Source organism: Sphingomonas sp. SRS2 (assembly GCF_000971055.1).
Classification (GTDB): Bacteria; Pseudomonadota; Alphaproteobacteria; order Sphingomonadales; family Sphingomonadaceae; genus Rhizorhabdus.
On sequence record NZ_LARW01000161.1, the window covers coordinates 1 to 9,353 of the forward strand.

General features: G+C 60.7%; 8 protein-coding genes and 1 pseudogene. 2 read left to right on the forward strand and 7 right to left on the reverse strand.

The genetic code is table 11. The features are described from left to right. Window positions 1-227 (forward strand): annotated as a pseudogene (locus WP12_RS22545) (PQQ-binding-like beta-propeller repeat protein); the annotation flags it as partial. 500 nt (window positions 228-727) lie between these two features. On the opposite strand, the gene WP12_RS26390 reads toward WP12_RS22545, so the two are convergent. Then, window positions 728-877, reverse strand: coding sequence for a DUF6771 family protein (locus WP12_RS26390; protein ID WP_327196247.1), 150 nt, complete (start codon window positions 875-877; stop codon window positions 728-730). Window positions 878-1,127: 250 nt separating this feature from the next. Then, a complete protein-coding gene (locus WP12_RS22555; protein WP_046195895.1) occupies window positions 1,128-1,532 on the reverse strand; it encodes a MerR family transcriptional regulator in 405 nt (134 codons plus the stop codon). Window positions 1,533-1,579: 47 nt separating this feature from the next. Here WP12_RS22555 and WP12_RS22560 point away from each other — a divergent pair, with 47 nt between their 5' ends. Continuing rightward, window positions 1,580-2,443: a MauE/DoxX family redox-associated membrane protein gene (locus WP12_RS22560; protein ID WP_443027898.1), complete on the forward strand. Its 864-nt coding sequence runs from the start codon at window positions 1,580-1,582 to the stop codon at window positions 2,441-2,443. 130 nt (window positions 2,444-2,573) lie between these two features. Here WP12_RS22560 and WP12_RS22565 read toward each other — a convergent pair whose 3' ends face one another. The 5 genes from WP12_RS22565 to WP12_RS22590 all read right to left on the reverse strand — a co-directional run. Then, window positions 2,574-3,266 (reverse strand): TIM44-like domain-containing protein, encoded by a 693-nt coding sequence (locus tag WP12_RS22565; protein ID WP_235399274.1) that lies wholly within the window; start codon window positions 3,264-3,266, stop codon window positions 2,574-2,576. A gap of 627 nt (window positions 3,267-3,893) precedes the next feature. After that, on the reverse strand, window positions 3,894-5,216 hold the full coding sequence (locus WP12_RS22570; RefSeq protein WP_200894584.1) for an NTP/NDP exchange transporter: 1,323 nt from the start codon (window positions 5,214-5,216) through the stop codon (window positions 3,894-3,896). Further along, window positions 5,213-6,166: an aldo/keto reductase gene (locus WP12_RS22575; RefSeq protein ID WP_046195897.1), complete on the reverse strand. Its 954-nt coding sequence runs from the start codon at window positions 6,164-6,166 to the stop codon at window positions 5,213-5,215. The genes WP12_RS22570 and WP12_RS22575 overlap by 4 nt, the downstream gene beginning before the upstream one ends. A 785-nt stretch (window positions 6,167-6,951) precedes the next feature. Then, window positions 6,952-7,206: a hypothetical protein gene (locus WP12_RS22580; RefSeq protein WP_046195898.1), complete on the reverse strand. Its 255-nt coding sequence runs from the start codon at window positions 7,204-7,206 to the stop codon at window positions 6,952-6,954. A 1,218-nt stretch (window positions 7,207-8,424) separates the two neighbouring features. Continuing rightward, the coding region (locus WP12_RS22590) for an SAM-dependent methyltransferase (RefSeq protein WP_152664122.1) at window positions 8,425-9,353 on the reverse strand (929 nt) is incomplete at its 5' end.

Consider the following 9,353-nt stretch of genomic DNA (forward strand, 5'->3'; position numbering starts at 1 on the left):
CGGCCGGCGGGCTCATCTTCATAGCTGCAGCGACTGACAATCTGATTCGTGCGATCGATCTGCGCACCGGCAAGACAGTTTGGAAGGACACGCTGCCCGCAGGCGGGCAGGCGACCCCGGCGGTTTATGAGGTCAACGGCAAGCAATATCTGGCGATTATGGCGGGCGGCCATCATTTCATGGAAACGCCAATCGGTGATGCGCTGATTGCCTATGCACTACCTTGATGAGAAAAGGTTTACGCCCGAAATCATTTGCATACCGATGGTGATAAATAGCCTTAGATTTGTCACTTGATCAGCTCCCGTGCTTTGCAAACCAGGTGAAAAGGATGTAATAAGGTAAAGAAATGGCGATCAGCGCTCTAATTGCGGAAGGTCTTGCGCTGAAGCGAGGCTATCAGCTGGCAGAATAAGACAAGGTCATACTTGCTTTGAATGCGCGCGTCGGACCCTAAGGCTAAGCGTGCTGATCCGAGGCGAGCACAATGCAGGCTGATTCTGACTAACATCGCCGCGAGTGAAAGGGCTAGCCGACCCGGCCGCCGAAACGGGCTCCGTAAGACTATTTCAAAATGCTGCTCCGTATATCCTGTCTCGCGGCTGATATCATCGCTGCCATTCTCGACGGACGGCAGCCTGCGCTGCTGAATCGACAGCGCTTGGCGCGGACCATTTATTTGCCGATCGGATGGCAGCAACAGTGTGAGATGCTGGGCTCCAGTGAGCTATTTCCCCAGAGCGGCGGCGATCATTGCCGCTAGTGCTTCCTCGGCTCTTGTGCGCAAGCTAGCATCTTTGGACGCTAGATCGTGACGCAGCCAATCTGGAGCGTTTTGGATAACCTTAGCGATCTTCGTGATGTCGTCGGTGGTCATAGCGACGCATTATCCGGCAGCGACAAAGACACAAGCTGAATGAAGCTTCGGCACCCGACAGGTTGACGGATCACCCAAACTGAATCGACATTTGTTCCGGCCGATCCGACAGGATACCTCATGCCCCGGCGATACGACGTAGTGACCTGCCCTTTTTTGAAATCGGCGCTAATTAACTAAAACCTATCCTTCGGGAGATAACGCGCCTTAGGCGATATCACTAGGTCGGAAGGCAGCAGCCCGCCGCCGCTCAGACGTCGAACGCGGTCAGGATCGGGCATGGTCCTTCGCTTCCTCTTCCACATTCCTCGGCGAGCCGCTGGAGCGCATCCCGAGCGCGCTCAAGTTCTGCAATTTTAGCATTGAGGGCTTCGATCCGGTGGCGGGCGAGCTCACGGGCACGGCTGCGGTCTTCGCCGGCATCCAGTCTCAGAAGCTCGTTTATCTGCTCCAGCGTAAAGCCTGCGGCTTGTGCCTGCCGAATGAATCGTAGTCGGCGAACGTCTTCTGAACCGTAGCGTCGTATCCCACGGTCTCGCGTTGGATTCTCCAGCAGCCCCTTGCGTTGGTAGAAGCGGACCGTCTCGACGCCAACGTTTCCGGCAGTCGCAAGTTGTCCAATGGTGAGCGACTTAAGCCCTTGACTCTGTACCATGGTACAGACCCTATATCCGTCCCGACAAGATCACAAGGAGTCGTGAAATGTCGGACATGCGCAACCATCCGGCCTCCACCAGGAAGGCCGTGATCTACCGTATGGTGATGCCGGCGCATACCTGCCCCTACGGACTGAAGGCGGTGCACCTGCTGAAGCGGATGGGCTTCGAGGTGGAGGATCATCACCTCACCACGCGCGAACAGACGGAAGCGTTCAAGGCACAGCATAGCGTCACCACCACGCCGCAAATATTCGTCGCCGGCCAGCGGATCGGCGGGCATGACGACCTACGCCGCTTCCTCGGAAAGCCGATCGCGGACCCGAAGGCGACCACCTACCGGCCCGTCATTGCGCTGTTCTCTATGACTGCGCTGATGGCGCTGGCCGCAGGCTATGCCGTCACCGGAAGCATCTTCACCTCGCAGGCGCTCGAATGGTTTATCGGCTTCTCGATGGTCGTGCTGGCACTCCTCAAGCTTCAGAACGTCGAGAGCTTCGCGACGATGTTCCTGAACTACGATCTGCTGGCCAAGCGCTGGGTGCCCTACAGCTACATCTACCCCTTCGCCGAAGGTGCCGCCGGGGTGCTCATGGTCGCGGGAGCGCTGACGTGGCTGTCGGTGCCCGTCGCGCTGTTTATTGGCACAATCGGCGCGGTTTCGGTCTTCAAGGCCGTCTACGTCGAAAAACGCGAGCTGAGGTGCGCCTGCGTGGGTGGCTCCAGCAACGTTCCGCTCGGCTTCATTTCGCTGACCGAGAACCTGATGATGATCGCGATGGCCATCTGGATGGCTCTTGCTGCCCTTGGCATCGCACCTGAGGTGGAGTCCACTCAGTTCCTCAGCCAACGCATGGCGCTGGAGCCGCCTTCCCTGCCTGGCGCGGTAGTCTCTTCTACGATGGCATAGCGGGAGGCGCATCACGAGACGATGTCCCCTCGACGGCAAAGATAGCGCTGGGCCTGCAGGGGGAAGAAGCGGGATGGAGGATGAAGGTAGTGCGATGGGCTCCGATACCCATCGCCGCCCCCTTCTGTCGTTATGCTTGCTGGATCGCTGACAGGCGCCAGGAATCCGGCGCACGCCGCACAAAAGTCCAGAGTTCGGTCGAGCGGGTCGGATGATCCGGATCACCTTCGACCACCGCACCGGTCTGGCGGTTACGCGTGACATCGATGCGTTCATACTTCATCGCGACAGTGGCGTAATCCTCGGCACCTTCGTTCCAAGCCTCGGCAATCTCAGCCTTGAGTAATTTGGTACCGAAGGCTTCGTTACGCAGCCCGCGCGTGGCGTTCTGGCTCAACTCCTCCGCTAGATAAGACATGATTTCGGGCGTCGTACAGGCCCGCAGCCTTGCATAATCCTCGGCAGAGAGTGCTTCTTGCACTTCGGTCAGCAGGCGCTCGAAACTCTGCTGATCGTCGCGGGTGATGGCGATTTCGTGCGAACGCACCTCCGCAACCGGCATCGGCCGCGGCGCGGCGGTGAAGCCGCCCTGGTTGCCCGCCGAGGTAGGCGCCCCTGCGAACGAGGCCATGCCCGCGGCGGCCGGAGCGGCGATCGATCGACGCCTGAACAGCCGGAACGCGAACCAGACCAGCCCGCCGATCAGGACGATCTGCAACAGTGCCATGAGCATGCCGCCGCCGGCCAGGGCGCCGAAGCCATTGCCCAGCAGCATGCCGAGCAGCCCGCCGGCGATGATGCCGCCAAGCAGCCCCTTCGCCAACCCGCCGAACCTGTTCGGCCGCGCGGCGGCCGTCCCCGGAGCCCCGGGAGACTGCGCGGACGCTGGCTTCTGCGTCATCGATCGCTGGACAGGGCCGACCTGTTTGGGGGCTACCGCCGTCGCCGCCGGCGACGCAGCCGTTCTTGCCCCCCGGCTGCCGAAGCTGCGGCGGGCGTCGGCGGGTTCGGCCACTAACGCAAAGACGGCCAGGCAGATCGCGAGGATGCCGGCGTTGCGAGACTTGGTTCCTATCATGCAAATCCTCATGCGGCGCCGAACGGCAGCCGTTTTGTCAGGAGCTTCCCTATGCGGACGCGAACGGTCGCGCGGGTCTCCATCGTCAGCCAAAGTGACGGCAATGATCGCTCGCGTGTCGCGTCCGTATTGCCGACCCGCCCGAACGAGGAACGCAGGATGCTGGGTTAATTTCGAAAAACGACCAGCATCGAGCGCACTCGATGCGGTCCGACATCGCGACCGTTTGGCAGTCGCCAGAGGGGCCCGGCCCGCACATCCTCACTCTACCACAGCAGCGCCCAAGTGCAACATCATCTATATCGTCAGACACTTACCAACCGAAAAGCCCCTTCGCTCCCGCGCCGGGCGGGCGCCCCCGGCGCGGCGGTTTCACATCGCGGCGGTGCGTGACTCTGGCTTACAATCGTGTCGCCGTCCGATCGCCAGTCCAACCGCGCCCCACAGCGCCGCGACGATTGCGCCTGCGATCGCGACGGCGCCGGCCGACAGCAGGGCGACTATGCCAGTGTAGAGCCATCCGGCGACGGCGTCTCCACCGCGATACACCACCGTGTCGATCGCGTTTTTGGCTTTGTACTTCGTCTCGATATCAACTCCGGCGAACAGCATCTCCCGTCCCGGCCGGACCAACGCATATTCACCGACTCGCCGGACCATCATCGCGGCTACCAGCACCGGGAAGGTGGCCGCGAAGGCGAGCAGGCCGAAGCCGAACATCATCGTCACGGGCACTGCGACGAGGAGCGCCGTCACGCCGAGCCGCTTCGCGAGCCGCCCTGTGAAGAAAATCTGGATCATGATGGTGATCGACTGCACCGCTGCGTCGATCGAGGCGAACACCTGCGTCTGGCGAGTGCGATCGGGGAAGGTCGCCTCCACGATCCGGGCCTGTTCGAAATAGAGGAAGGTGCTGGCTGTGGTGAGCAGCAGCACGAAGCCGGCGATTAAAAGGAGGTAAGGGGAACGAAGGATCAGGGTGAGCCCCGCCCAGATCGAACCGCCGATTCGATCGGGCGCGGGGGGTTCGCGGCCCTCATCGGCCTTGGGCCCGACGCGGTCGCGCCAGCCGATCAGGTAGCGCACGCAGAGCAGGGTCAGCAGGAGGATGCCCGTCGACAGGAACAGCAGGCCGGACGCACCTAGTGGCCCGACCAGGATGCCCGACAGGATCGGTCCTGCAAGGCCACCAAGGCTGGCCCCTGCGGCCATCTGTCCGAACAGGCGATGCGCCTGATCGCGTTCGAACAAGTCTGCCATCAGGCTCCACGCGACCGAGATGACGAACAGATTGAAGACCGACAGCCAAATGTAGAAGGCGCGGGCGACCCATATATTCTGGGGATCAAATGCGAGACTGATGGCGAAGCCCGCCATCACAACCGCCGATACACTGTAGAGGATCGGCAGCAGCCGGCGTCGCGGCGTACGGGACGCCACCCAGCCGTATAGGGGGACGACAAGTAGCGTGGCGACAAAGGTTCCGGTGAACAGCCACTGCAGATTGTCGATACCGCCGGCAATGCCAAAGGTCTCGCGCACCGGGCGAAGCATGAAGTAGCTGGTGAAAAGCAGGAAGAAGAGCAGGAACCCGCCGATCACTGCGGGCACCTCGAATCTTCGAGCGACGATCAGGCGCGAAAGCCCTCGGGCAGGCACACCGCCCCCCGCACCATCGCCCTGCGAAGCCGTCACATGCTGTCCCAGTAGCGCTCCATCTCACGGCGCATTGCCGCATCCGGAAGCCGGCCCCGCCCCGCGCCCTGGTTATCGACCAAGTGCTTGACCTTCGTCGTGCCGGGGATGGCGACGGTGACGGCTGGGTGGGACACTACATATTTCAGGAAGAACTGCGCCCAGCTTGCGGCACCGATGTCGGCCGCGAAGCTGGGAAGCGGCTTGTTCGCGACGCGGCCGAAGATGGCGGCCGCGTCCCTGCGCCCGCCGAAGGGAACGTTGACCAGCACCGCCATGCCGCGCTCCTGCGCGAGCGGCAGCACCCTGTCGGCGGCGCTGCGGTTGGCGATCGAATAGTCCACCTGGATGAAGTCCAGCGGATAGCGGCGCATCCCGGCCATCTGGCCTTCATATTGATCGTCGGTCGACGTGCTCATGCCGATATAGCGGGTGCGTCCCTTCGACTTCGCGCGGATGAGGGCGGGCATGAGCGCGTCCATTCCGTGGAGATTGTGGATGAGCATGAGATCAACCCGGTCGACCTTCAGCCGGTCGAGTGATGTCCGGACCTCCACATCGGGCGCGTCCAACTCGCCCCTGATGGGCGTCTTGGTCGACAGGAAGAAGCGGTCCCGGTTGCCCATGCGCCGCAGCAGATCGCCGATCACCTCTTCCGACCGCCCATAGCCGCGGGCGGTATCCACCACGGACCCGCCCAGCTTCACCATCTGCTCCAGCACCTCCTGGAGCGCGGTCATCTCCTCGGCGGTCTGGACGCCATATTGGTTGGTGCCCAGGCCGATCACGGGAAGCCGCTCGCCCGTGGAAGGGATTGGCTTGGTGATCGCCGCGGAAGATGCATCTCCGGTTGCTGCCGCGGCGGGGCGAAAGGGGCCGAACGCCAGCCCCGCAGTAAGCGCAGCAGCTCCGGAGAGAATATCGCGCCGCTTCATCGAGAGATTTTGCATAGCTGTCTCTCCTAGATACAAACGCGCTCGCTTCAGCATTCACCGCGCGTCGCCTCGGTTGAGGTATAGTAATATCTCGTGGTCAGTAGGACAAGCGTTGGCGGGAAAGCGCTGAACCTCCGGACAGACCATGCCGAGAACCGCAGCTTGAGGTTAAATCGTTTTTCGGAAGGTGACCTCGCTCGAGGTCCGCTGCTACGACTTAGGCCCGCAACGTCGGCGTCCGCACCTTTCCGCTGCAAAGCTGCCACACCGCAGCCGGCCGACTTTGGCGTGCAATCCAGGTTGGATCAGTGTCTGCAGTTGGGCCGGGAGCGGACCGTCGGGTTTCAGTCCCACATGCTAGGAAGCTGACGATCAACTACCAAGGCGAGGCGTCGCTACGCCTCTGCTCTCTCGCGTTGAGTGGCGATCAATTCAAGTAACCAAAGCATCTATCGGACCGCATGACGAGTTTTCGTTGTGCGCGATGATCGAGGATGGCTTTGCGTTAGAGCGCTTTAGCTCGCCAAGATGCGATGAGGCGGTGCGGTAGTCGGTTCGCACGATCGGGTATTCGTGCCAAATGGAGCCAACACGATGGTTTGATAGCAGTTGCTGCTTTAGCGTCTGTCAATAAGACAGAGCAAGGGCGGGCGATGGATGAGATCGGTGACTGGAAATATCCTTACCATATACGTGTCTTAATTGCGGCCGCCACGTCTCTTCTATGCTGGGCCAGCTTAGCCTGCGTGGTCTTCACCTGAGAGACCGACTATGGATCGATGTGTACGAAGGAGCGCTAGCTATCTGGTAGCGCGCATGCCGAACACCGAGACCAGAAAATATGCGGCCAACAGCGCTGCGCAATAAGACACCCAATTTATATCAAAGGTGCCGACCTGCCCGAGTGCGAGCGCGGTGAGAAATCCCCCTGCTCCGGCACCTACCAAGCCCAAGGCCGCGTTCACGCTGATAGGGATCGCTCCTCCGGCTCCCATAAGCGCACCGCACAGCACTCCGATGACGGCGCCAAGCAACAGAATACTGATCAAGAACATATGAGCTACCCGCACTGTGAGGGGCTATCTTAGCCCCACTTGATGGCGCTTGGATGAACCGGCGCGCATTGCGCGCGGCTAATCGCTGTGCGCTCGGCTTCACATAATTCGCGGTAAAACCGCCGGCGATCGACGCAGCGAGGTGACCGATGCTCCATGCTTTTCGTAAGCTGCCCGTGGAAGCAAAAGCGCGGGCGCGCAAGTCTGCTGTTGATCGCTGGCTGATGGGGAGAAGAGTGCGTCGGGAGCGGCGAGAGGTTGTCGATCCATGCTATCGGATCGTCGTCGGTTCTCGACAAGGAGTAGGCCTAGAGATTGCGCCGGTCATATGCATCATTGTCTCGTGTCCCGTAGAGCTACTTGCTGGAAGGTAGCCAATGATGCCCTTTTCAAAGCGCCCGTCGGCCGGGGGGCATTGACCGACGGGCTACTCTGTTACACGTCTCGACTGTAAGTCCTGACCGCTGCCGAACGGGGTGACGCTCGATCGGTTCCGTTCACTGCTCGCGCGATGACGGGTTAAGCGTGATGTGTTTCATTTTAGGACAGATACAGCCTCGCGCCGATCAAAAAACGGCGGTGAGATGCCATCCGGTCGTCGTGGCGGCCTCACTGAATCGATCCAAAAGCGGTAGCTTTGGGGTAGCGAACCTAATTTGTCGCATAACTGCTAATAGGGCGCGTAGCTGCCATTACACCTACCCGTACCCCCTTCGACCGCTTCGGACCCGGTTGAAGACATCCAGCACCAGATCGGGTCAAACTTGTTCGAATTGGTTATGCCGCGTGCTATCCACTGGTCGTGGTCAGTGCTGCTCAAACGATCTGTATGTCAAAACATCGGGCGAAGTTGCTCGCCGAGATCGATCAGTTATTGATCACGCGAGAAATGGAGGCCTCCCGCCTTACATTGCAATCATTGGAGCGGGGTATTGAAAGCGTTTTTATGAAGGCAGCGCTTCAACGCGCGGATGACGCGGTCGAGCGACTCAGTCGAAGGCGGGGGACTATCGTCGAAAGCTCGGATTTTTAGGCTTCGATTTGAGCGCTCTCAGCGACCATGTCCGCTTTCCACCCATAGCTGACCTCAGGCTTAGAAAAAGCCGACCGGCCGGTTTCGCAATTTAAGATCGCTGCGCCGAACGACGAATGATACGGTGCAAAGCGGCAGATCCGGTTATGTCGGGTCAGGGGCTAGCGTTCAGCGTCACCGGCCGCTTAAGAGTGCCTTCCGCACAATCGTTGCTCGGCAGCCGCCATGTAATCTCGTGTGAGCGGCATTGTCTCGCGTCGGCGGCTTAGCTGAATCTGGAAGTTGAGATGCGCGTCATGTCGGAAAGCGACAAGCGCACCGGCCAGATAGAACTGCCACATTCGGAAGAAGCGCTCGTCATAGAGAGCGATGATGGCCTCGCGCGATGCCACCGCGCGTTCGTACCAGTGCGACAGCGTGTAGGCGTAATGCAGGCGTAGGACCTCCAGGTCTGTGATCCACAGCCGTGCATCTTCCGCAGCGGGAGCGATCTGACTCAAGGCGGGCACATAGCCGCCCGGGAAGATATAGCGTGCGAGCCACCGATCGGTCGGCGCAGGACCATCGGCTCGGCCGATAGTGTGGAGCAGCATGACACCGTCCGCGGTCAACAATGCGCGGCACCGTTCGAAGAAAGTCTGATAGTTTGGCGGGCCGACATGCTCGAACATGCCAACAGAGACGATCCGGTCAAAGCTTCCGCGGACGGCGCGATAGTCCAGCAGCTCAAACTTCACATGATCAGCGACACCGGCATCAGCTGCGCGCTCGCGGGCAATCGCTAGCTGTTCCTTGGACAGAGTGATGCCGGTGACGTCGACGCCTGCGATACGATGGAGATACAGCGCCAAGCCGCCCCAGCCACAGCCGATGTCCAGAACGCGCTGTCCCAGGCGCAGGTCGAGCTTGGCAGCTATGTGCGCCTTCTTCGCTTCCTGTGCTTCCTCCAGGTCGGCATCGGGGGTGGTGAAATAGCCGCAGCTATATGGCCCAGTCGGCCCGAAGCTGCGATTTTGGTCATCTTGGAGAACACGTCGGGAACGGGCTGGTTGTTGTTGACGATCGCCCATGCGAGGAACGACGTTCCGCTCCGATAAGGGAGCGGCGTTATGAG